Source organism: Sphingomonas immobilis (assembly GCF_030580995.1).
Lineage (GTDB): Bacteria > Pseudomonadota > Alphaproteobacteria > Sphingomonadales > Sphingomonadaceae > Sphingomonas > Sphingomonas immobilis.
Window position 1 is genome coordinate 139,287 of the sequence record NZ_JAUQSZ010000009.1, and the last position, 23,454, is coordinate 162,740.

Annotated in this window: 17 protein-coding genes and 1 tRNA gene; 11 read left to right on the plus strand and 7 right to left on the minus strand. The window is 67.3% G+C overall.

Features of this window, described 5'->3' with window-relative positions; translation table 11 throughout:
* From leuC to Q5H94_RS13810, 5 genes are read left to right on the plus strand one after another with little or no spacing between them, the layout of a single operon-like run.
* Complete coding sequence (gene leuC, locus Q5H94_RS13790) at positions 1 to 1,398, plus strand: 3-isopropylmalate dehydratase large subunit (protein WP_304561861.1); 1,398 nt, start codon at positions 1 to 3, stop codon at positions 1,396 to 1,398.
* 2 nt (positions 1,399 to 1,400) lie between these two features.
* Positions 1,401 to 1,982: a 3-isopropylmalate dehydratase small subunit gene (leuD, locus tag Q5H94_RS13795; RefSeq protein WP_304561862.1), complete on the plus strand. Its 582-nt coding sequence runs from the start codon at positions 1,401 to 1,403 to the stop codon at positions 1,980 to 1,982.
* 14 nt (positions 1,983 to 1,996) lie between these two features.
* The gene (locus Q5H94_RS13800; protein ID WP_304561863.1) at positions 1,997 to 2,851 is read left to right on the plus strand and encodes an isocitrate lyase/PEP mutase family protein; all 855 of its coding nucleotides are present in this window, start codon (positions 1,997 to 1,999) and stop codon (positions 2,849 to 2,851) included.
* Complete coding sequence (locus tag Q5H94_RS13805; protein ID WP_304561864.1) at positions 2,848 to 4,314, plus strand: NAD-dependent succinate-semialdehyde dehydrogenase; 1,467 nt, start codon at positions 2,848 to 2,850, stop codon at positions 4,312 to 4,314. Before Q5H94_RS13800 ends, Q5H94_RS13805 begins: the two co-directional genes overlap by 4 nt.
* A 27-nt stretch (positions 4,315 to 4,341) precedes the next feature.
* Positions 4,342 to 5,478: an iron-containing alcohol dehydrogenase gene (locus Q5H94_RS13810; RefSeq protein ID WP_304561865.1), complete on the plus strand. Its 1,137-nt coding sequence runs from the start codon at positions 4,342 to 4,344 to the stop codon at positions 5,476 to 5,478.
* A gap of 5 nt (positions 5,479 to 5,483) precedes the next feature.
* Here Q5H94_RS13810 and Q5H94_RS13815 read toward each other — a convergent pair whose 3' ends face one another.
* Positions 5,484 to 6,320: an alpha/beta hydrolase gene (locus Q5H94_RS13815; RefSeq protein ID WP_304561866.1), complete on the minus strand. Its 837-nt coding sequence runs from the start codon at positions 6,318 to 6,320 to the stop codon at positions 5,484 to 5,486.
* 378 nt (positions 6,321 to 6,698) lie between these two features.
* On the opposite strand from Q5H94_RS13815, the gene Q5H94_RS13820 reads away from it, so the two are divergent.
* On the plus strand, positions 6,699 to 9,128 hold the full coding sequence (locus tag Q5H94_RS13820; protein ID WP_304561867.1) for a TonB-dependent receptor: 2,430 nt from the start codon (positions 6,699 to 6,701) through the stop codon (positions 9,126 to 9,128).
* A gap of 170 nt (positions 9,129 to 9,298) precedes the next feature.
* On the opposite strand, the gene Q5H94_RS13825 is transcribed toward Q5H94_RS13820, so the two are convergent.
* The 5 genes from Q5H94_RS13825 to Q5H94_RS13845 form a co-directional block, all read right to left on the minus strand.
* Positions 9,299 to 10,810 (minus strand): aldehyde dehydrogenase family protein, encoded by a 1,512-nt coding sequence (locus Q5H94_RS13825; RefSeq protein ID WP_304561868.1) that lies wholly within the window; start codon positions 10,808 to 10,810, stop codon positions 9,299 to 9,301.
* Positions 10,811 to 11,038: 228 nt separating this feature from the next.
* Positions 11,039 to 12,334: an acetyl-CoA hydrolase/transferase family protein gene (locus Q5H94_RS13830; RefSeq protein ID WP_341850111.1), complete on the minus strand. Its 1,296-nt coding sequence runs from the start codon at positions 12,332 to 12,334 to the stop codon at positions 11,039 to 11,041.
* Entirely contained in the window at positions 12,331 to 12,603 is a 273-nt protein-coding gene (locus tag Q5H94_RS13835; protein WP_304561869.1) for a hypothetical protein, read from the minus strand. The genes Q5H94_RS13830 and Q5H94_RS13835 overlap by 4 nt, the downstream gene beginning before the upstream one ends.
* A 122-nt stretch (positions 12,604 to 12,725) precedes the next feature.
* Complete coding sequence (locus tag Q5H94_RS13840) at positions 12,726 to 14,093, minus strand: sensor histidine kinase (RefSeq protein ID WP_304561870.1); 1,368 nt, start codon at positions 14,091 to 14,093, stop codon at positions 12,726 to 12,728.
* The gene (locus Q5H94_RS13845; RefSeq protein WP_304561871.1) at positions 14,093 to 14,755 is read right to left on the minus strand and encodes a response regulator; all 663 of its coding nucleotides are present in this window, start codon (positions 14,753 to 14,755) and stop codon (positions 14,093 to 14,095) included. Before Q5H94_RS13845 ends, Q5H94_RS13840 begins: the two co-directional genes overlap by 1 nt.
* Before the next feature lie 122 nt (positions 14,756 to 14,877).
* Here Q5H94_RS13845 and Q5H94_RS13850 point away from each other — a divergent pair, with 122 nt between their 5' ends.
* The 3 genes from Q5H94_RS13850 (at position 14,878) to putA (ending at position 20,613) form a co-directional block, all read left to right on the plus strand.
* Positions 14,878 to 15,423: a hypothetical protein gene (locus Q5H94_RS13850; protein ID WP_304561872.1), complete on the plus strand. Its 546-nt coding sequence runs from the start codon at positions 14,878 to 14,880 to the stop codon at positions 15,421 to 15,423.
* Between the two features lie 135 nt (positions 15,424 to 15,558).
* Complete coding sequence (locus Q5H94_RS13855; protein WP_304561950.1) at positions 15,559 to 16,941, plus strand: phospholipase D-like domain-containing protein; 1,383 nt, start codon at positions 15,559 to 15,561, stop codon at positions 16,939 to 16,941.
* 60 nt (positions 16,942 to 17,001) lie between these two features.
* The gene (gene putA, locus Q5H94_RS13860) at positions 17,002 to 20,613 is read left to right on the plus strand and encodes a trifunctional transcriptional regulator/proline dehydrogenase/L-glutamate gamma-semialdehyde dehydrogenase (RefSeq protein WP_304561873.1); all 3,612 of its coding nucleotides are present in this window, start codon (positions 17,002 to 17,004) and stop codon (positions 20,611 to 20,613) included.
* Positions 20,614 to 20,620: 7 nt separating this feature from the next.
* Here putA and Q5H94_RS13865 read toward each other — a convergent pair whose 3' ends face one another.
* Positions 20,621 to 21,754: a glycosyltransferase family 2 protein gene (locus Q5H94_RS13865; protein ID WP_304561874.1), complete on the minus strand. Its 1,134-nt coding sequence runs from the start codon at positions 21,752 to 21,754 to the stop codon at positions 20,621 to 20,623.
* A gap of 112 nt (positions 21,755 to 21,866) precedes the next feature.
* On the opposite strand from Q5H94_RS13865, the gene Q5H94_RS13870 reads away from it, so the two are divergent.
* Positions 21,867 to 21,942 (plus strand) — tRNA-Val (locus Q5H94_RS13870).
* A 156-nt stretch (positions 21,943 to 22,098) separates the two neighbouring features.
* Positions 22,099 to 23,391: a tyrosine-type recombinase/integrase gene (locus tag Q5H94_RS13875; protein ID WP_304561875.1), complete on the plus strand. Its 1,293-nt coding sequence runs from the start codon at positions 22,099 to 22,101 to the stop codon at positions 23,389 to 23,391.
* The last annotated feature ends 63 nt before the right edge of the window (positions 23,392 to 23,454 follow it).

Consider the following 23,454-nt stretch of genomic DNA (forward strand, 5'->3'; position numbering starts at 1 on the left):
ATGGCCGGCACGCTCTACGACAAGCTGTGGGACGCCCATGTCGTCGAATCGAGCGCGGACGGGCAGGCGCTGATCTATATCGACCGGCACCTGCTGCACGAGGTGAGCACCCCGCAATCCTTCGTCGCGCTGCGCGAATCCGGCCACGTCGTGCATCGCCCGGAGACGAACCTCGCGGTCGCCGATCATGCGGTTCCCACGCACGGCCGCGGCCAGCCTGTCGCCGATGCGCAGGCCCGCGCGCAGATCGCGCTGCTGGAGGAGAATTGCCGCGCCTTCGGTATCGACTATCTGCCGCTCGCCGGGCCGGACCAGGGGATCGTCCACGTCATCGGCCCCGAGCAGGGCTTCACCCTGCCCGGCGTCACTCTGGTCTGCGGCGACAGCCATAGCGCGACGCACGGGGCGTTCGGCGCGCTCGCCTTCGGCATCGGCGCGAGCGAGTGCGGCACGGTGATGGCGGCGCAGGCGTTGTGGCAACGCCGCGCCAAGACCATGCGCGTCCGCGTCGATGGAGCGCTGCCCGATGCCGTTTCCGCCAAGGATCTCATGCTCGCCCTGATCGGCCGGACCGGGGCCGGCGGTGCCGTCGGACATGCGGTGGAATATACCGGCCCGGCGATCCGCGCGATGTCGATGGAGGCACGGATGACCTTGTGCAACATGACGATCGAAGCCGGATCGCGCACCGGCCTGGTCGCGCCCGACGCCACGACGTTCGCCTATCTCGCCGGGCGGCCGCGCGCGCCGCAAGGCGCGATGTGGGACCGCGCAGTCGCATATTGGCGCACGCTCGCCAGTGATGCCGACGCGGTATTCGACCAGGAAATCGTGATCGACGCGGGCACGTTGGTGCCGCAGGTGAGTTTCGGCACGAGCCCCGATCAGGTTCTGCCGATCGACGGCATCGTGCCCGATCCCGCCGCGATCGCCGATCCCGGCCAGCGCCGCCGACTCGCCGCCGCGCTCGACTATATGGGATTGACGCCGGGCGAGCGCGCCGATGCCATCGAGATCGACCATGTCTTCATCGGCAGCTGCACCAACGGGCGGATCGAGGATCTGCGCGCCGCCGCCGCCATAGCCCTGCGCGGGCATGTTCACGACCGCGTCCGGGCGATGGTGGTGCCGGGGTCGATGGCGGTAAAGCGCATGGCCGAGGCAGAGGGCCTCGATCATATCTTCCGGGCCGCAGGCTTCGAATGGCGCGAGCCCGGCTGCTCGCTGTGCGTTGCGATGAACGACGATCGCCTGCCGCCCGGCGCGCGCTGCGCGTCCACTTCAAATCGCAATTTCGAAGGCCGTCAGGGCGTCGGCGCGCGCACGCATCTCGTCAGCCCCGCGATGGCGGCGGCGGCGGCGATAGCGGGCCGGCTGACCGACGTCCGCGCGGTCTGACGATGCGCGCCTTCACCGCCCTCACCGATCGTGTCCTGTCGCTGCCGTTCGACGAGATCGATACCGATATCATCTTCCCCGCGCGTTTTCTGCTGGTCACCGAGAAGCGCGGGCTTGGCCGCTACGCCTTTGCCGACCGGCGCGGCACAGCAGGGTTTCCTGTCGGCCTGGACGACACGCAGACGCCCGCGATTCTCGTCACTGGTGCCAATTTCGGCTGCGGATCGAGCCGGGAGCAGGCGCCGTGGGCACTTGCCGATCTCGGCATCCGCGCCGTGATCGCCCCCAGCCTCGGCGAGATTTTCCGAACCAACTGCACGCGCAATGGCATCGTGCCCGTCCTCCTCCCGGCCGATACCGTCTCCGCCCTCCACGGCGCGGCGGAGCTCACGGTGGATCTGGTGTTGCAGACCGTCCGCATGTCGGACGGTCGCGGCATCGGTTTCGACATCGCCGCAGCGGAGCGCGAGGCACTGCTGAACGGGTGGGACGAAACCGCCCGCATCATGGCGCTCTCCAGCGCCGCCATCACCCGTTTCGAAGCCGGCCAGCGAGAGCGCCAACCCTGGCTTTGGAGCGCCTGACACCGAGGACAATCATGCTCGACTCCCGCCTGCGCGACCGACTAGCCTCCGGCGACTTCTTCGTCGTTCCCGGCATCCACGACATGATCGCTGCGGTCGTCGCGGACCGCGTCGGCTTCGACATCGTCTATGGTTCGGGCTATTGGCTCACCGCCTCGGCATCCGGCCTTCCCGACGCGGGCATCGCGACCTACACCCAGATGCTCGACCGGATGACGACGCTCAAGCGCACCAGTTCGGCCGCGCTGATTGCGGACGCCGATACCGGCTTCGGCGGTCTGCTGAACGTCCATCACACCGTCAAAGGCTATGAGGCTGCAGGCGTTTCGGCGATTCAGATCGAGGATCAGGAATTCCCGAAGAAATGCGGCCACACCCCGTTCAAGCGCCTGGTGCCGATCGAGGACATGGTCGAGAAGATCAAGGTCGCGGTCGATGCGCGTGAGGACATGCTCGTCATCGCCCGCACCGATGCGCGCCAGTCCGAGGGGCTCGACGGCACGCTGCGCCGGCTCGAAGCCTATGCCAAGGCCGGTGCCGACATTCTGTTCCCGGAAGCGCTGACCAGCGAGGAGGAGATGCGCCAGGCGTGCCTCGCCTTCGAACAGCCGGTGATGGCGAACATGGCCAACGGCGGGCTCACCCCGGTCTTGAAGGGCGATGTGCTCGCCGATATCGGCTATGCCTTCGCGATCTATCCGTCGCTCACCAGCCTGATCGCCGCATCGGCGATGGAAACCGCGCTGATCCGTCTGCGCGACGAAGGCGACGGCGAACCCGCCGATCTGCCCATGTTCGACTTCAAGACTTTCTGCGAGATGATAGGTTTCGCGGATGTCTGGGCGTTTGAGAAGAAATGGGCGAAATGATCATGCTGAACCTGTCCGATCCGTCGCTGCTGCGCACGCAATGTCTGATCGGCGGGACATGGTGCGATGCCGACAGCGGCGCGACGATCGCGGTGACCGACCCCGCGACCGGCGCGGTGATCGGCACCGTGCCCGACATGGGCCGCGCCGAAACCGCCCGCGCGATCGCCGCCGCTGATGGTGCGTTTCGCGATTGGAGCGGGCGCATCGCCAGCGACCGCGCCACGATCCTGCGCCGCCTGTTCGATCTGATGATCGCCAACCGCGAGGATCTGGCGCGGATTATGACCGCCGAACAGGGCAAGCCGCTGGCCGAGGCGCGCGGCGAGATCGGCTATGCCGCGAGTTTCATCGAATGGTTCGCCGAAGAGGCCAAGCGGGTCTACGGCGACATCATTCCCGAAAATGCCCCCGGCCGCCGGATCCTCGTCCGCAAGCAGCCGATCGGCGTCTTTGCGGCCATCACGCCGTGGAACTTCCCGGCTGCGATGATAACGCGCAAGGCTGGCCCCGGCTGGGCGGCCGGCTGCACCGGCGTGATCCGCCCGGCGAGCCAGACGCCGTTCTCCGCGCTGGCGCTGGGCGTTCTGGCCGAGCGCGCGGGCATGCCGCCAGGCGTCTGCAACATCGTCACGGGTCGCGCCACGGCGATCGGCGCGGAACTCACCGAAAGCCGCACGGTCCGCAAGCTGAGCTTCACCGGATCGACCGAGGTCGGCGCAAAACTGCTCGCGCAGTGTGCGCCGACGATCAAGAAAACCTCGATGGAGCTGGGCGGCAACGCCCCCTTCATCGTGTTCGACGACGCCGATCTCGAGGCGGCGGTCGACGGCGCGGTCGCCGCCAAGTTCCGCAACGCCGGCCAGACCTGCGTCTGCGCCAACCGACTGCTCGTCCAGTCCGGCATCCATGACCGCTTCGTCGCCGCGCTGGCGGCAAAGGTGCGCGGGTTCAAGGTCGGCGACGGCCGCGACGATGGCGTGACGCAGGGCCCGCTGATCGACGGCGCCGCGGTCGCCAAGGCGAATGCCCATGTCACGGATGCGCTGGCGAAAGGCGCAAAGCTGATCGAGGGCGGCACGCCGCACCCGCTGGGTGGCCATTTCTTCACGCCGACCGTGCTCGCCGACGTGCCGCTCAGCGCCGATTGCTTCCGCGAAGAGACGTTTGGGCCTGTCGCCCCCGTGTTTCGCTTCGAAACCGAAGACGACGCGATCGCAATGGCCAACGACACCGAGTTCGGCCTCGCCTCCTACCTCTATACTCGCGACCTGGCGCGCGCCTTCCGCGTTTCCGAAGCGCTCGAATACGGCATCGTCGGCATCAACGAGGGCCTGATCTCGACGGAGGTCGCACCGTTCGGCGGCGTCAAGGCATCGGGCCTCGGCCGCGAAGGGTCCAAATACGGCATCGAGGATTATCTTGAACTCAAATACGTCGGCATCGGCGGCATCGCCGCATGACGAATGCCCGTATTCCCGGAGAGTGACATGCGTTTTACCTATGGCCCCAAGCTGATCGTCGGCGCCGGCAGCGCCGATGAGATGGACGCCCTGCTGCCTGCGGGTGCCGTGCTGTTCGTGACCGATGCCGGCGTGCGCGGCCTGGGCCTTGCCGACAGCGCGATCGCCGCGCTTGAAGCGGCAGGCCGCACAGTCCTGGTGTTCGACGCGGTCGAGGCCGATCCGTCCGCGACGACGGTGGAGGCGGCCACCGCCGCCGGACGGTCGGCGGGCGCGGTCGCCGTGATCGGTTTCGGCGGCGGCAGTCCGATGGATGTTGCCAAGATTGCCGCCTATCTGCTCGGCTCGGGCGACGGGCTCGATACGATCTACGGGGTCGATCAGGCGCGCGGCGCGCGGCTGCCGCTGGTCCTGGTGCCGACCACCGCCGGCACCGGATCGGAGGCGACGCCGGTCGCGATCGTCACGGTCGGCGGCGCGGAGAAAAAGGGCGTGGTCGCACCGGCCCTCTATGCCGACTACGCGATCCTGGATGCGGCACTGACGGCGGGTCTCCCCGCGCATGTCACCGCCGCGACCGGCATCGACGCGATGGTCCACGCGATCGAGGCCTATACTTCGGCCCGGCTCAAGAATCCGCTGTCGGACATGCTGGCGCGCGAGGCGCTCGGCCTGATCGCGGCGAACCTGCGCCGCGTGATCGCGCAGGGTGACGATCTCGCGGCGCGCGAGGCGATGCTGCTCGGCGCGCATCTGGCCGGCATCGCCTTCGCCAACGCGCCGGTCGCGGGCGTCCACGCGCTCGCCTATCCGCTGGGCGGCCATTTCCACGTGCCGCACGGCCTGTCGAACGCGCTGATGCTGCCGCACGTCCTGCGCCACAATATGGCGGCGGCGATGCCGCTATACGCCGAGCTCGGCGCGATCATCGATCCCGCACTGGCGCCGCTTGGCGATCAGGCCCGCGCGCAGGGGCTGGTGGAGGCGGTGACGGCGCTTGCGCTGGACTGCGGCCTGCCTGACCGGCTGCGCGCCGTCGGCGTGACGGAGGATCATCTCGATCTCCTCTCCGGCGAAGCGATGAAGCAGCAGCGGCTGCTCATCAACAATCCCTGCCCGATTGACGAGGAGGACGCGCGGCGGCTCTACGCCGCCGCGCTGTAATACGCTCACGCCGTCACGAAACGCTCGATGACATCGACGTATTCCGCGGCGCGGCCGGTGCGGGACAGGTCGTGAATGGGGTGGACTCCGGGAAAGGCATGCCGCGCCGCGCCGGGCAGCGCAGCGGTGAAATGATGATAGGTGCCGCGATTCCAGTCGGTTTCGCTGGTCAGCAACAGGACCGGCAGGTCGCCGATCGCCGCCAGCTTTTCCTCGATCGGAAAGCCGGTCAGCGCGTCCATCGTGCTCGGCCCGAACGCAAACACCTCGAGCAACGCGAGATAGGCGTGGCGATATCGCGCGTCGGGCACGGCCGGCAATGCGAAATCCGGGTTCAGCATGTGCGCGAGATGGTGGAAATGCTTCCAGTGATCGACCGCGTGACTGCCGTCCTCCCGCCACGGAACCGGCGGCGTGATGCCCTTCTCGATCAACGCCGCGCGTTCGTCAGGCGTCCGGTACGGCGTTCCGTCGAGGACGAGACGCCGTACCGCCGGTGACCGCCGCGCCGCCAGTTCGATCCCCGTCAGGCCGGCGAAATGCCCGGTGACGAGCGTGGTTTCCGCGATTCCCAGCGCGGCCATCGCCTGTTCGGTCGCGTCCGCGAATCGCTCGACCGGCCAGAGGCCATAGCGCTTGTCGGAGCGGCCATATCCCATCAGATCGATCGCGAGCGCCCGGTATCCGCGCGCGGCGAGCAGTTCGAGTGCCTCGCCGACCAGCGCACTGCCGAACGACGTCACGCTCAGCAGGGTGATCGCCGCACCGCCCCCGTCGGCCTGCTGGACATAGATGTCGCCGTGCTCGGTTTCGGCGAACGATTTCGATATGCGGTGGGCCACGACTTTCTCCCCGGGGTTGTGCGCCCGGCTTAAGGGTGCCCCGGAGACAATCGAGCCGTAGCTGTCAGACGTTCGGTCTGTGGACACTCTCGCCTTCGGCGAGCGTGCGGGAGGTCGCATTGCGTAAAGCGCAATGCCGCTCAACCAAATTGCACTAATTCCGCCCGTTTCTGTCCGTAAACTCAACGCTGTCGACGTACGGATCGAGCCAAGCGGCCTTTAGGCCCCTTTGGTTGCAGGATGATGACGGGCAAAGGCCCGCGTTCCCTTTCCAGACGACGGTTACGGATCAAGCGGGCCCGGCACGCCGGAGATCAGCAGAACGTACGCAGGGTAACTTTTCAGCAATCGAAAATGCCGACAAAGGGGCCAGATTAGATGTCGAATTTCACAACTACACCGCGCGGGGCGAAGGCCGCCCTCATGCGATCGGCGGTTTCGCTCGCGGCGCTTGCCGCCTCGGCCACGCCCGCCTTCGCGATGGACGCGCCCGCCGCCACGGCGGCGATCGAAGCGCCAGAAGCCCCCGCCGCCGACCAGGCCGAGTCGCAAGTCCCGGGCGACATCGTCGTTACGGCGCGGCGCAAGGAAGAATCGCTGCAGGAAGTCCCGCTCGCGATCAGCGCGATCACCGGCGAACAGCTCAGGGCCGCGGGCGTGCGCAACATCCGTGACATCGCGTACCTGACGCCGGGCGTGACGATCAACAGCGGCGGCGCGGAATATACGACGCAGCCGATCATCCGCGGTGTCGTCGGTCTCGGCGGCAATTCGGGCGTCGTGTCGTTCATCGATGCGGTGCCGCTGCCAGGTGCGGCGTCGGTCAACGTTTCGATGCTCGACATCTCGCGGGTCGAGATCGTGAAAGGCCCTGTCGCGGCCCTTTACGGTCAGAACGCTTACTCCGGCGTCATCAACTACGTCACCCGCGTGCCGGGCAACACGTTCTCGCTCGATGCCGAAGCGACCGCCGCATCCGGCGACCTTTACCAGTTCAAGGGCTTCGTCAACGTGCCCGTGGTCAGCGATCTGCTGGCGGTGAGCGTCGCCGGCAACTACGAGAATTACGGCGGCGGCTTCCGGGACTCGGTGAACGGCAACAAGACCGGCGGGTATGAGAAGAAAGACGTGCGCGCCTCGGTGAACTTCACGCCGACGGATCGCCTTTCGATCGCCGGCAGCTTCTACTACGGCAACGACGTTTTCGACGTGACCCCGCTCGTCTACGCGACGAACAATTGCGGCGCCCTGTCGACCAACGTCAACACGCGCGGCCAGTTCACCAATTATTGCGGCTCGCTCAACTTCAACCCGCTGGAAGTGGCCAGCATCCCCAAGAATGCCGGCGTCGCGGGCAATCAGCGCGAAGTGTTCCTCGGCAACGTCCGCGCGCACTACGACATCGGCTACGGCGACATCGGCTTGCTCGTCGGATATCAGAAGAGCGATACGCACCGCTTCAACGATTTCACCGGCACGCGCAGCGGCATCCCGTTCGTCGGGTCCGATGGCCGTACCTACAATCTGCTCGAATATTTCGGGTCGGACAACAACGACAAGGGCTGGAACGCGGAGCTGCGGTACACCTCGCCGCAGAACAAGCCGCTGCGCTTCGCCTTCGGTGGTTTCTACCAGGCCAATGACAGCTATTCGAACACGATCATCAGTGTCGACGGTACGCCGCTTCCCACCGGCGTGACGTTGGTCGATCCGACCGCGCTTCGCTATCTGACGGTAAACGGCGCACCCGCCAACGCCGCCGCCACGGCCAGCTTTTCGACCACCAAGAGCTATTCGGGATTCATCAGCGCGGACTATGATCCGTTTGCCGGCATGACGCTGTCGGGCGAGTATCGCCGCGGACACGCGACGGTCGATGCGTACAACACGAGCGGACTGACCAATCCCATCGTCACGCTGGCGCCGTACACGTTCAGCTACGACACCGACTCCTACCGGTTGTCCGCGAAGTACAAGATCACGCCGCACATCATGGTCTACGCAAGCTATGGGCAGGGCGTGAAGCCGGCCGGCGTCAATCCGCGCGCCACGATCGCTTCGGAGCGCTATTACGGCGCGGAGACGAGCAAGACCTACGAACTCGGGTTCAAGTCCTCGTTCTGGAACAATCGCGTTCAGGTCAACGCAGCCATCTTCCAGATCGACTCGACGAACTTCCAGATCAACGGCCCGTCGGACGATCCCACCAATGCCGGCCTCGTCATCAAGAACTTCGGCGGCGCGCGCAATCGCGGCTTCGAATTCGAGACGAGCTTCCGTCCCAATCGCTTTTTCGGCCTGCACTACGGTATCGCCTATGTCGATCCGAAGTTCAGCGCGGGAACGCTCGACTTCTCGTTCGGCACGATCTGCGCGACGACGCCCTATTGCGACCAGAGCCGCGTCGTTCGTGTGACCACGGCCTCCGGCGCCACCAGGCTCGCGCTTAATCTGGCGGGCCTGCAGCTTCCGCGGGTCAGCAAGCTGACGGCAAGCGGCGGTGTGGACTTCAACGGCGACGTGACCGACACGATTTCCTGGTTCGGCCGTGCCGACGTTCGCTACGAATCGAAGCAATATGCCCAGCAGGACGACAACGCATATTATGGTGAGCGTATCGGCGTGAACCTGCGTGCCGGCATCAAGACCGAAAAGTACAGCATCACCGCCTATGTCGACAATCTCACCAACAACCAGACGCCGGAACAGGTGCTCAAGCTGACCCGGCTCAACGATTTCCAGGGCAATCTTTCGGGGTATCTTCCGCTGCCCCGCACGTACGGCGTAACGGTTTCCGCCAGCTTCTGACCGAGCTTCACCGGTCCTGAAGGGGGAGCCCGGCGTATCGCCGGGCTCCCTTTTCTGTGTCTTGCGCCGGGCCCCGGCACGAAAATCCCGCGCCCCGGTCTGGCGATCGGACCGGGGCGCGGGCGATGTCGTTCAGAAAGAAAGCGCGGGGTCGATCGCCCCGCCGCGTGTCAGTCGCGCGGCCCCAGGTTGATGCTGATCGCCTTGGTCTTGAGATAGGGCAACAACCCTTCTTCGCCGAATTCGCGGCCCCACCCCGATTCACGATTTCCACCGAACGGCGTCTCCGGGCTGACCGCCGCATGGACGTTGATGCCGACCTGGCCGCTGTCGACCTGGCGCGCAACGCGCAGGGCGCGGGTGATGTCGTTGGTCCATACCGAGCCCGAAAGGCCATAGGTCGTCGAATTGACGTCCCGCAGCATCGCCGCCTCGTCGTCGAAGCGGATCGCGGTCAGCACGGGTCCGAAAATCTCCTCCTGGGCAATCCGCATGTCGGCGGTGGCGTCCGCAAAGACGATCGGCCGCACGAAGTTTCCGGCGCCTTCCCACGGCACGAAACCGTTGCGGTTGGCGACGCGCGCGCCTTCGGCGATGCCGGTGCGAATATAATCCTCGACGCGCGCGCGCTGCCGCGCCGAAATCAGCGGGCCGAGGAAGATGCCCGGCTCGAGCGAATCGCCGATGGTCAGCGCATCGGCATGATCCGCGACGCGCTGCACCAGCTCGTCATAGATGTCCGCATGGGCGAACAGCCGCGTCGCCGCCATGCAAGCCTGCCCGCTCGCGACGAAGCACGCCAGCGCCGTCGCGGGCACGAGCGCGTCGAGATCGGCGTCGGGAAAGACGATGATCGGCGATTTTCCGCCGAGTTCCAGCGTCACCTTCTTGAGATTCCCCGCCGCCGCCTGCACGATCGACCGCCCCGCGACGGGGGAGCCGGTGAAGCTGATCTTGTCGACGCCGGGATGGCGCGCCATCGCCGCGCCCGTTTCGTGGCCGAGCCCGTGAAGGATGTTGAGGACGCCGGGAGGGCCGCCCGCTTCCAGGAAGAAGCGGCCGAAGAACTCGCCCGTCAGCGGCGCGAGCTCGGCCGTCTTGAGCACCACGGTGCAACCGGTCGCGAGCGCCGGCCCGAGTTTGAGCCCCATCATGCCCGCCGGCGCATTCCACGGCACGATCGCGGCGACCACGCCGATCGGCTCGCGCAGGGTCGATACCATGAACTGCGTGTTCGCCCGCGCGCCACCAAGGCTGGGCAGGAAACTGTCGCCGGCGATCTTGGTCGCCCAGCCTGCATAATAGCGGATGATCTCGCACGCCAGCACCCGCACGATGCCGGTACAGGCCGCCAGCGACTGGCCGTTGTCATAGGCCATCGCCTCGGCGATCTCCTCGGCATTGGCGTCGAGCAGGTCGGCGAAGCGGAACAGGATCCCGGCACGCTCGCGCCCGCTCATCCGCCCCCATGGACCGTTCAGCGCGACGCGCGCCGCGGCGACCGCCCTGTCCACATCCTCGTCGGACGCCGCATCGACGGTAGTGAGATGTTCGTTGCGCGACGGATTCTCGACCGCGATCGGTTCGGCTCTGCCCTCGACCCATTCGCCCCCGATCAGCAGCCGGTGCGGCGCATCGAAAAAGGCCTGGGCGCGGGGCGTGGGCTGGATGAGAGCCGACATCTTGATCTCCATTCGTCAGGTTGCCAGCGCACGGCGCACCGCGAGCGAACGCGATGGTGCTGGAATACGGTATCGACGCATTGCGACGCCTCCATGCGAGTGGCGATGCCCGGCTGTCCACATAGCGCACACTTTCCGGGCAAGACTCGCCGCTTCGGCCGCTACGACACCCATGGTCGCCCCACATACGCGCCACTCGATCATCGGCGTTATGGCGTGGATGCCCGCCTAGCCCGAGAGCTGGTCGCGAAAGCGCGGATGGGCGATGGCGGTCAGCGCTTCGGCCCGTTCGCGGATCGACTTGCCCCGCAGGTCTGCCGCGCCGAATTCGGTGACGACGACGTGGATATCGTTGCGCGGCGTCGTCACCGGCCCGCTCAGCGTGCGCACGATGCGCGATACCGTGCCGCCCGCGGCGGTCGAATGACAGGCGATGATCGATTTTCCGCCCGGCGCTGCGGAGGCACCGCGCACGAAATCGAGCTGGCCGCCCGCCGCGCTATATTGGCGTCCGTTCATCACCTCAGAATTGCAGGCGCCCTGCAGGTCGATTTCCAGCGTGGCGTTGACGGAAACCATGTTCGCATTGCGCGCGATCACCGCCGGATCGTTCACATAACTGACCGGATGGCCCTCGATATCGGGATGGTCGCCGATGAAATCGTAGAACGGCGCGTCCCCCATCGCGAAGGTGAAGACGGTCTTGCCGGGGTGAAGGGTCTTGCGGCTGTTGTCGACGACGCCGGATTTCATCAGCGCGGCGAGGCCCGGCGTCATCAATTCGGTGTGGATGCCGAGATGGCGATGATTGCGCAGCGCCGCGCACACCGCTTCCGGCACGGCGCCGATTCCCATCTGGAGGCAGGCACCGTCATCGATCAGGCCGGCGATGATCGCGGCGATCGCGTCATCCTCGGGGCGGCGAACCGTCGATGGGATCTCGACCAGCGGACGGTCGTGTTCGACGATGGCCGTCACCGCCGAAAGCGGGATCGTGCTCACGCCGCGCGTGCGCGGCATGTGGCGGTTGACCTCGACGATGACGCGCTGGCAGCGCCGCGCCGCCGCATGGGCATAATCGATATTGGTGCCGAGGCTGAATTCCCCGTTCGCGTCCATCGGCGCGACCTGCGTGACGAGCGTGTCCACGCCGATCTCGTCGCACAGCATCTTCGGCGCACGGCTGAAGGCGACGGGGAGGATATCGACCGAAGACGCGCCGAGCTTCGCGGCCTCGACGTCGAGCGCGCGCTCGACCGAACTGTGGAACAGGCTCATCGGGCGCAGACGGCCGTTCAGCTCGCGACGCAGCACGCTCTGCCCGGCGGTCGCCGTCGACAGCAGGTAATAGAGGCTGGCCCCCTCGATCTCTCCCCGCGCGGCGCGGGCGGCCAGTGCCTCGAGCAGCGCGGGCGGCTGCGCGACGCCCAGCGCCATGCAGATGCGCGCGCCGTCGGGGATGAGGGCGGCGGCGGCGTCCGCCGTCATCACGCGGTCGCGGTACGCCTGGAGGTCGATCGTCACGGCCGCCCTCCCGAGACCGCGTCGTCGGCCAGGCTTTCACGGATCGCCTTCTTGTCGATCTTGCCGAGCGCCGTGCGTGGCAGGGCATCGACGCAGATCACCGCATCGGCAAGCGCGAGGCGGCTGATCCGCCTGTCCGATACGGCGGCGGCCAGGGTCTCGCGCACGGCCTCGAACGTGAGCGCGCAGATCCACTCGCCCCAGGTCTCGATAACGTCCTTGAGCCGATCGCGGATGCGGATCGCGCCGTCGCGCGCGATCGTCGCCATCGTCGGCGAACCGGGCGCACCGTATCGTTTCTTCATCATCCATGTGCATATCGCCGCATCGATACGTCCAGCAAGCGATTAGCCACGGTCGGCCAGTGGCGATGCGGGGCGGATCGACCGAATTACGGCCCGCGATCGGGGATGTTGAGGTCCACCGCCAGCCCGCCCAGATCACCTTGACGCAGGGTCAGCGTGCCGCCGTGCAGCTCGGCCAGCTCACGGGCGATCGCGATCCCGAAACCGTAACCCGTCGCGCGTTCGTCGAGGCGACGCGCCACGTTCAGGTCCGAAATGCGATCCGGCGGCAGACCTGGCCCGTCGTCGTCGATCTCGATGCGTATCATGCGATCGACGGCCCTGGCTTTCACGCGCACGGTCCTCTTCGCGTGTTGCCAGGCGTTGTCGAGGATGTTGCCGAGCATCTCGTCGAGATCCTGCGCGTCGCATTGCACACCGATCGTCGCATCGACCGCGATCAGCGGCACGATCGCGCGATCGGCGTGGATACGCGACAGCGCGGCGGCCAGATCGTGAAGGCGCGGCGCGAGCAACTGCCGCCCCGCCATGATCCCGGCTTCGGCAGCGCGCGCGCGGCTCAGGTGATGGCGTATCTGCCCTTCCATACGCTCGACCTGAGCGCGCAAACGCCCTTCGCCGGCGGCGTCGAACCGGGCGAGATCGAGCTTGAGCGTCGCAAGGGGGGTTTTCAGGCCGTGGGCGAGATTGGCGACATGCCCGCGCGCGCGCTCCAGCGCCTGTTCGTTGGCGTCGATCAATGCGTTGAGTTCTTCGACCAGCGGCAGCAGTTCCGTCGGTTCGTCCGCGCGGATATGGCGGATACGCCCGGCACGGACGTCGATCACGCGCTGACGCAACGCCACGAGGGGTCGCAGGCCGATGCGGAGCTGAACGATCAGCGCCAGCGCGAGAAACCCGGCCAGCAGGATCACGGAAAGCAGAAGCGGCAACATCGCCGCGCGCAGCGGACGGTCGACGATCGCGCGCGGGCCCGCCGCCAGCACGATCGCGTCGCCGCGCAGGGTGGGGAGCGTGGCGATCCGGTAATGGATCGCGCGGCCCTCCGTATCGACGCCCTCCAGCGGATGCGGACGTTGCCGGATGCGGCCATGCCTTTCATCGCCGCGCCCGAACGGGCTCCAGTCCCGCCCGCGCGGCAGGGGAAGATCCCCGCCCCGCAACGAGGCCGAGCGCAACGTGCCGGCGGGACCGATAACCTCCCATGCCCAGCCCGAACCCGGTTGATCGAACGGCGGCAGATCGATCGCCTTGGCGGCATCCAGCCTGCCGTCCGCCTCGACGGCGCGTGCGACGATGGCGATCTGCGCGTCGAGCCGGTCGTCGAGGCCGGCCATGACGAAGCGTTCGAGCACGTGACCGATCGCAAAGGCGGCGAGCAGCAGCGCCACCGCGATCGTCACGGCCGCCGTCACGAGCAGGCGGCCCGACAGCGATCTGGGCAGGAGGCGCATCAGCCTCCGTCCGTCACGCGGTAGCCGAGCCCGCGCACCGTCTCGATCAAGGTCGTGCCGATCTTGCGCCGCAGCCGCCCGATGATCACCTCGAGCGAGTTGGAATCGACATCGGCATCGCCCTCATAGACCCGTTCGAGCAGGTCGAGCCGTTCGATCACGGCGTTCTTGCGCAGCATCAGCGCCGACAGCACGCGCCACTCGAACGCCGTGAGCTTCAGGGGAAGGCCGTCCAGCTCGAACTGGCCGGTCGCGCTGTCGAAGGCGAGCGGCCCGCACCGGATCACGCTCGCGGCATGTCCGGCCGCACGGCGGACGAGCGCGCGCAATCGCATCACCAGTTCCTCCACGCGGAACGGCTTGACGAGGTAGTCGTCCGCACCGGCCTTGAAGCCCAGCACCTTGTCCGACCAGCCGTCTCGCGCGGTGAGGATCAGGACGGGCAATGTCCGTCCCGCCGCGCGCCAATCGGCGAGGACCGACAGGCCGTCGCGTTTCGGAAGGCCGAGATCGAGCACGGCGACGTCATACGCCTCGGTCGCGCCGAAATGGCCGCCGTCCTCGCCATTGGCGGCGATATCGACCGCGAACGCCTCGGCACGCAAAGCGCGCGCGATCGCCTCCGCCAGCGCCTCGTCATCTTCCACCAGCAATACGCGCATCGCCGTCCTTCTCTCCCGCTTGCGCTACCCCGCAGGGTTAAACCGAAACTGAACAACGCGGTTCAGCCAGCATCCGCCCCCGCCCGGTACAAGCGACCCATCAACCGCTGAAGGAACCTGAAATGTCCGATATCGAAACCTCGTCGCTGCGCCGCCGCCTCAAACTCGGGGCGGCTGCCATCGCATTGCTCGTGATCGGGGGAGGTGCGGGTGCCTTTGCGGGCCACGCCTTCCACCCCGCCATCGCAATGGCGCCGATTCACGCAACCGCAATCAAGGGCCTGACCGACGGTTCCGGTATCGTCACGGTCAAAGGCCGCGTTGCCGAGCGGTACGGAAACCAGTTCGTACTGGATGACGGCACCGGCAAGACCCTGATCGACGCCGGTCCGGCCGGAGAGGATAGTTCCCTCGCGCCCGCAGGTTCGATCGTCAGCGTACAGGGCCGGTTCGAACATGGAGGATTGCGGCCGTCGTTTCTGGTCGACCCGGCCGGAAAGGTGATCGAGGTCGGTCATCGTGGACCTGGACGCCACGATCATCGCGGCCACGGCCCCCGCGACCTTGCCGGGGACGACGGCGATGGTCCCGATCGCGCTCCCCCGCCGCCCGCGCCCGGCGCGGCACCCCAGCCGACTACGCCATCGGTGCCAAACACGAAGCAATAAGGTCTGCCGGCGGCGACAAGCGATCCCGGCAACGCTGTTCAGCGCCCCCCGCCGCCCCTAGAGCGGATTCGCAAATGGGAGGCCGCGTTGGGGTTGGACGAAAAGACATTCTGGCGCGTCGCCAAGGCCGGCCGGATGAGCGTGATCGTCGATGCCGACGACTATTTCAGCAACGCCAGGCGAGCGATGCTGAAGGCGAAGCGGCGCATCATGCTGATCGGCTGGGACTTCGACGCGCGCATCGCGCTCGTCAACAAGGGGCGCGGCAAGGGCGAGCCCGCCGCCGTCGGCGACTTCATCTACTGGCTGGTCGAGCGCAACCCGGAGCTTGAAGTGTACCTGCTGCGCTGGGACGTCGGCGCGATCAAGACGGTGCTGCGCGGCTCCAACCTGCGCACGCTGTTCCGCTGGATGCGCCATCCCCGCATCCACACCAAGCTCGACGGCTTTCATCCGACCGGCGGATCGCATCACCAGAAGATCGTGGTGATCGACGATTGCCTCGCCTTTTGCGGCGGCATCGACATGACGAGCGAGCGCTGGGACACGCGGAAGCATCGCGATGGGGAAACTCGCCGCGTCCTGCCGAACGGAAAGCCCTACAAGCCCTGGCACGATGCGACGACGGCGCTGGAGGGGCCTGTCGCAGCCGCGCTCGGTGAGCTGGCGCGCGACCGGTGGGAGCGGGCGGGCGGCGGTATCATCGCGCCCGTCGCGGGCAAGACGGAGTGCTGGCCCGACAAGCTCGTGCCCGATTTCCGGGACGTCGCCGTCGGCATCGCCCGCACCCGCCCCGACATGCCGGACTGTCCCGAGGTGCGCGAGATCGAGGCGCTATTCGTCGAACAGATCGGTGCGGCCAGAGCGAGCATCTACGCAGAGAGCCAGTATTTCGCGTCGCGCCGCATCGCCGAGGCAATCGCCACGCGGCTGGCCGAAGCGGACGGGCCGGAGATCGTAATCGTCAATCCACTGACCGCGCAGGGCTGGCTGGAGCCGGTGGCGATGGATACGGCACGCGCGCGGCTCGTGACGGCGCTGCGGCAGCGTGACGTGCATGATCGCCTGCGACTCTATCATCCCTTCACCGCGAAGGGTGAGCCGATCTACGTCCATGCCAAGGTGATGATCGTCGACGGCCGCACGCTGCGCATCGGGTCCGCCAACATGAACAACCGGTCGATGGGCCTCGATACCGAATGCGACGTGACGATCGACGCGGGCCCGAGGGGCATGAAGGCCGTCCGCGCCATTCGCGACGGGCTGATCGCCGAACATCTCGGCACGACGCCCGAGCGCGTCGCGAGCGAGATCGACCGGCGCGGATCGATCATCGCCACGATCGAGGCGCTGCGCGGCAAGGGCCGTTCGCTGCGGCCGTTCGAGATCCCCGACCTGAACGCGGTGGAGACCTGGCTCGCCGACAACGAGGTGCTCGATCCCGAAAGCCCGTCGGAAATGTTCGAGGCCACCACCAAACGCGGCCTCTTCCGCCGCCTGCGGCATCCGCTCGGCTGAAGATCGAGCGCCCTGAACAAAAGCCGGATCGTTCGTAAAAATCTGCCCTATATTGTGAACATGGCCGATACCCCTCTCCCCGCTGCGCCGTTCGGCGCTTTCGCTCCCGCCATCCGGGCGCCGTCGCCATTGCGGCAGGCGATCACCGCCGCCTCTCGCCGCGACGAGGCCGGGGCGATTGCGCCGCTGATCGCGGCGGCGAGCCTCGACGAGGAGACCGCCGCTGCCGTGCGCGAGACGGCACGGGCGCTGGTGACGCGGTTGCGCGCCACGCACCGGGGCACGGGCGTCGAGGGCCTCGTCCACGAATATTCGCTGTCGAGCGAGGAGGGCGTGGCGCTGATGTGCCTCGCCGAGGCGTTGCTCCGCATTCCCGACGACGACACGCGCGACGCGCTGATCCGCGACAAGATCGCCGACGGCGACTGGGGCTCGCATCTCGGCGGCGGCAAGTCGCTGTTCGTCAATGCCGCCACCTGGGGTCTGGTGGTGACGGGCAAGCTCGTCGGCAGCGTCGACGATCGCGGGCTCGGCGCGGCGCTGGCGCGGCTGGTCGCGCGCGCGGGCGAGCCGGTGATCCGGCGCGGCGTCGATCTCGCAATGCGGATGATGGGCGAGCAGTTCGTCACCGGCGAGACAATCGCCGAGGCGTTGAAGCGCGCGCGCGAGCGCGAGGCGAAAGGCTTTCGCTACAGCTACGACATGCTCGGCGAGGCGGCGACAACGGCTGCGGACGCGACGCGCTATCTCGCCGACTACGAGAATGCCATCCACGCGATCGGCAAGGCATCGGCGGGGCGCGGCATCTATGCGGGGCCGGGCATCTCGATCAAACTCTCGGCGCTCCACCCGCGCTACAGCCGCGCGCAGGCGGACCGCGTGATGCGCGAATTGCTGCCGCGCGTGAAGGCGCTCGCAATGCTGTCGAAGGGCTATGACATCGGCATCAACATCGATGCGGAAGAAGCCGACCGGCTCGAACTTTCGCTCGATCTGCTGGAGAGCCTCGCGCTCGATCCCGAACTGGCGGGATGGGACGGGCTCGGCTTCGTCGTGCAGGGCTATGGCAAGCGGTGCCCGTTCGTGATCGACTGGATCGTCGATCTCGCGCGGCGCAGCGAGCGGCGGATCATGGTGCGGCTGGTCAAGGGCGCCTATTGGGATGCCGAGATCAAGCGCGCGCAGGTCGACGGGCTCGCGGATTTCCCGGTCTATACGCGGAAAGTCCATACCGACGTCGCGTATATCGCCTGCGCGCGGAAGCTGCTGGCGGCACCCGAGGCGGTTTTCCCGCAGTTCGCGACGCACAATGCGCAGACTCTGGCGACGATCTACCGGCTTGCGGGGCCGGACTTCGCGGTCGGTAAGTACGAATTCCAGTGCCTGCACGGCATGGGCGAGCCGCTCTATGAACAAGTTGTCGGCAAGGCCGGGCTCGACCGGCCGTGCCGTATCTATGCGCCGGTCGGCACGCACGAGACGTTGCTCGCCTATCTGGTGCGGCGCCTGCTGGAGAACGGCGCGAACTCCTCGTTCGTCAACCGGATCGCCGATCCGGCGGTGTCGATCGACGAGATGATCGCTGATCCGGTCGAGGTGGTGCGGGCGATGCCGCATCCCGGCGCGCGGCACGACCAGATCGCGCTGCCCGCCGGCCTCTATCCCGATCGCGCCAATTCGGCGGGCATCGACCTCAGCGACGAAAGCGCGCTGGCCGCGCTCGATACGGCCTTGCGCGAGAGCGCCGCGACCGTTTGGCACGCCGGTGGCGAGGGGCAGAGCCGCCCGGTCCTCAACCCGGCGGACCATGCCGATGTGGTCGGCACCGTGACGGAACCCACCGCCGACGATGCGACCGCCGCCGTCGCGCGTGCCGCCGCCTCGCGCTGGGGCGAGACGCTGGTCGGGGAGCGCGCCGCCATGCTGGAGCGCGCGGCCGACGCCATGCAGGCGCGCATGCCGGTGCTGATCGGGCTCGCCGTGCGCGAGGCGGGCAAATCGGTGCCCAACGCCATCGCCGAGGTGCGCGAGGCGATCGACTTCCTTCGCTACTACGCCGCGCAGGCGCGCAACACCTTCGGCGCGGCGCAAGCGCCGCTCGGGCCGATCGTGTGCATCAGCCCTTGGAACTTCCCGCTCGCGATCTTCACCGGGCAGGTCGCCGCCGCGCTGGTCGCGGGCAATCCCGTCCTCGCCAAGCCCGCCGAGGAGACGCCGCTGATCGCCGCCGAGTGCGTGTGGTTGTTGCATGAGGCGGGCGTACCGGCCGACGCGCTGCAGTTCCTGCCCGGCGACGGTGCGATCGGCGCGGCGCTCGTCGGTGCGGCGGAGACAGCAGGCGTGATGTTCACCGGATCGACCGAGGTCGCGCGGCTGATCCAGCGCCAGCTCGCCACGCGCCTCTCTCCCGCCGGCAAGCCGATCCCGCTGATCGCCGAAACGGGTGGCCAGAACGCCATGATCGTCGACAGCTCCGCGCTCGCCGAACAGGTGGTGGCGGACGTCATCGCCTCCGCCTTCGACAGCGCCGGCCAGCGATGCTCCGCGCTGCGCGTGCTGTGTCTGCAGGAAGAGATCGCCGACCGCACGCTGACGATGCTTAAGGGCGCGCTCAAGGAACTCAGCATCGGCCGTACCGACCGGCTCGCGGTCGATATCGGCCCGGTCATCACCGCCGAGGCCAAGGCCAATATCGAGGGGCACATCGAGGGCATGCGCGCGCGCGGCCGCCGCGTCGAGCAGCAGGAGCTGCCGCCCGAGACGCGCGCGGGCACCTTCGTCGCGCCGACGATCATTGAGCTGGAGGACATCGCCGACCTGACGCGCGAGGTGTTCGGGCCGGTGCTGCACGTCATCCGCTTCCGCCGCGACCGGATGAACGCGCTGATCGATGCGATCAACGCGACCGGATACGGCCTCACCTTCGGGCTGCACACGCGGCTCGACGAGACGGTCGCCCACGTTACGGCGCGGGTGAAGGCCGGGAACCTCTACATCAACCGTAACGTCATCGGCGCGATCGTCGGCGTGCAGCCGTTCGGCGGGCGCGGGCTTTCGGGCACCGGGCCGAAGGCGGGCGGGCCGCTCTATCTCGGGCGGCTGGCGAGCGCGCCGCCGCCGTTCGGCCCTCGCGCACGCTACCTCGACACGCCACTGCACGATTTTGCCGACTGGCTGGAAGCGACGGGCGCGGTCGACTGTGCGGCGGCCGCGCGCCGCTACGGCGAGGCATCGGCGTTGGGGGCGGAAATCGCGCTGCCCGGCCCGGTCGGCGAGCGCAATCTCTACGCGCTGCACGCGCGCGGCCGCATCCTGATGCGCCCGGCGACCACGGAGGGGCTCCACGCGCAGATGGCGGCGGTGCTGGCGACTGGCAATAGCGGGACACTGGAGGGCATGGCGCTGCCCGAGGGTATGCCGCCGAGTGTCGCGGCGCGCTTCGCGCCCGATGCCCGCACACCCTTCGCGGCGGCGCTGGTCGAGGGCAATGCCGCGCGCGTCGCGGCTATGGCGGAGACGGTCGCGGCGTTGCCCGGCGCGATCGTGTCGGTCCACGCCGCCGATCCCGCGCAGCCGCTCGCATATTCGGTCGATCTGCTGCTCGAGGAGGTATCGACCTCGATCAACACCACGGCGGCGGGCGGCAATGCCAGCCTGATGATGATCGGCTGACGCCCGATCAGCCGCGCTTGCGCCAGGTGAAGATCGACGACATCGCGTAGTTCCACACCGTCGTCACCGCGATTCCGGCAAGTGCCGCGGCGGCGATGTAATTGTGGCGCTGGTACAGCCAGCGCGCGATGCCGACATTGGCGAGGAAACCCACGCCACAGACGATGTTGAAGGTCAGCCAGCCCCAGGCGAGCCGCGCACCCGTCAGCCGCTGGTCGCGGTAGGTGAGGTAATTGTTGAGGAAGAAGTTGCTCGACGTCGCGGTCAGCGCCGCCACGCCTTGCGCAATCGCGAACCAGCGTTCCTCCTGAACATTGCCGTAGAGCGCCAGCAGCACCTGCAGCACCAGCGTCAGCACCAGGAAATGCACGACCACGCCTGATCCGCCGACGATCGCGAAGCCGATGAAGCGCACCGGGATGATGTGCCCAAACGCCTTGTCGAGCAGGAGCTGGAGATATTCCCACAGCACGAGCCCGTCGAGCTTGCTCTCGCCGTGCTGGCGGGCGCGGAAGGTGAAAGGCACCTCGGCGACGCGCAAGGGCGTCGGCGAGGATGCGGCGATGTCGAGCAGGATCTTGAAGCCGACCGAGGACAGACCCGGCAGTGCCGCCATGAAGGCGGAGCGCGTGAGCATGAAGAAGCCGCTCATCGGATCGCCGATGGCGGTGCGCGTCAGGCGGTTCGCGAGGGCAGTGGCGAAGCGGCTCATCGCCGCGCGGCGCTTGTCCCAATCGCCGACGCCGCCGCCTTCGACGTAACGGCTGCCGACGACGAGATCGACGTCGCCGGCGATGATGCGGCGGAACATGGCGACCAGCACCGCCTCGTCATGTTGCATGTCGCCGTCCATCACCGCGACGAAGGGTGCGGCGGTGGCGAGGATGCCCTCGACACAGGCCGAGGCGAGCCCGCGCCGGCCGTAGCGATGCAGCACGCGCACGCGCGGATCGGCGAGCGCGAGGGTGCGCGCTTCTTCCGCGGTCCCGTCGGGCGAATGATCGTCGACGAACACGATCTCCCAGCGGATATCGCCGAGCGCCCGCTCGACCGCCGCGACGATGAGCGGCACGTTGCGCACCTCGTTATATGTCGGGACGACAATCGCGAGTTCGGCGGGAAGGGCGTCGGGCCGCGGCATCGCTCGTGCATAGGAAGCCGCACCGGACGCGGCAAATCATTCGTGCGGCGGCGAGGCCCCGCCCGCTAAATCGCTTGCGATTGCGCACGCGCGCTGGCATCGGCCCCTTCGCGGGCGATTAGCTCAGTTGGTAGAGCGTCTCGTTTACACCGAGAATGTCGGCGGTTCGAGCCCGTCATCGCCCACCATTCCCGCTTTGCAAGGGTCGCCAGCGGGCATCATATGATTGCACCCGCCGCAGAAACACGCCACTTTCACTCCGTCAGGGCTTCTCAAGGCCCATCACCCAAGATGCCCCCGGTTGGGGGCAGTCTGGGGACACTCAACCGGAAGAAGGGGGCATTGTGGCACTCACCGATACACAGGCCCGCAAGGCCGAGACGCGAGAGAAGGATTACAAGCTCGCCGATTCCGGCGGGCTCTACCTATTTGTCACCTCTCGCGGCTTCAAATCGTGGCGGCTCAAGTACCGCTTTGGCGGCAAGGAGAAGAGGCTGATCTTCGGCCCCTACCCTGAGGTTTCGCTCGCCAAGGCACGCGAGGCGCGGGATCGCGCTCGTATTCTGCTGCGCGATCACCGCGATCCTGCTCTTGAAGAGCGGAAGCGCAAGATGGCCGCACACGCCGCTGCCGGTGCTACGTTCGAGCGGGTGGCGAAGGAGTGGCACGATGCGCAGAAGCCTCGGTGGTCACCTCTTCAGGCGAAGAAGGTCATTCAGGCGTTCGAGCGCGATGTGTTCAAGGAAATCGGGGCGCTCCCGCTACTCGACATCGACGGGCCGATGATCCTCAAGATGCTGCGAAAGGTCGAGGCGCGTGGCGCGATCGACACGGCCAAGCGCATCCGCCAGCACGTCTCAGGCGTGTTCGGCTACGGCATCGCCGAAGGGCTGGTTGCCGCAGATCCGGCGGCGACGATTGGCCGCGCGCTGAAACCAATCGGAAAGAAGGGCAAGCAGCCAGCGGTGCGCACACTGGAGGCGGCTCGGCAGCTTCTCAAGGATATGGACGTTACGACCGCCGGGCCCCTAACGAAGCTGGCCTCGCGACTGCTCGCGTTGACGTTGGTACGCCCCGGCATCGTGCGGGCGGCGCGGTGGAGCGAGTTCGAGGGAATTGACTGGTCCGATCCCGACGCGCCATCGCCGGACGCCATCTGGCGCGTCCCGGCCGAGCGAATGAAGCTCGAACTGGAAAACAAAGATGACGAGGCGTTTGAACATATCGTGCCGCTGCAGCCGCAAGCGATCTCGGTGCTTCACGCGGTCCGGCGGCTGACCGGCCGCATCGATTACCTGTTCCCCAGCATCCGGTCGACGGCGAAGCCGATGTCGGAAAATACGATCGGCTACATGTACGCCCGCAACGGCTATAGCGGCCGGCACGTGCCGCACGGCTGGCGCGCGACTTTTTCCACCCTGATGAATGAGATCGCGGTCAACGAGCAGCGGCCGGACGATCGCGCGCAGATCGACGCGATGCTCGCCCACAAACCGAAGGGCCTCTCGGGCTCTGAGATGGCCTATAATCGGGCGAAGCATATGGGCCGACGCCGCGAATTAGCAAACGAGTGGGCGAATATTCTGACCGCTGACCTGGCCCCGCCGAGCGATCTGCTAAGCGGGCAGACGCGCTAGCTGGTAGCCAGCCAATAGAGCGGTCAGGCACGGTCGTGAATGTCCGCTGGGGGTGGGAAGCGG